At 57.4% G+C, this 237-nt stretch carries 1 protein-coding gene; it reads right to left on the reverse strand.

Annotation, left to right across the window (positions count from 1 at the left end; translation table 11 throughout):
* Window positions 1-221: helix-turn-helix domain-containing protein (locus AS026_RS39610; protein ID WP_245307412.1), on the reverse strand; the 221-nt coding region annotated here is incomplete at its 3' end.
* Between the last annotated feature and the right edge of the window lie 16 nt (window positions 222-237).

Genomic DNA, 237 nt, shown 5'->3' on the forward strand with positions numbered 1-237 from the left:
CCGGCACGATATTCATCTGTCAGCCCTTCAATGCCATCTTGTATGAACCGGCGGCGCCACTTGCCAACCGTATGCTCGTGGACTCCAAGACGCTCGGCAACGTCTTTACTTTGCAGACCCTGCGCACACAGCAAGACCATCCGGCATCGATCCAACAAGGAGCGCGGCGCTTTATGCCGGCGCACCTGAGATTCCAGGAAATTTCTATCCGCCTCGCTCAGAACGACGAGGCCTGCT

Source organism: Rhizobium altiplani (assembly GCF_001542405.1).
GTDB classification, from domain to species: domain Bacteria; phylum Pseudomonadota; class Alphaproteobacteria; order Rhizobiales; family Rhizobiaceae; genus Rhizobium; species Rhizobium altiplani.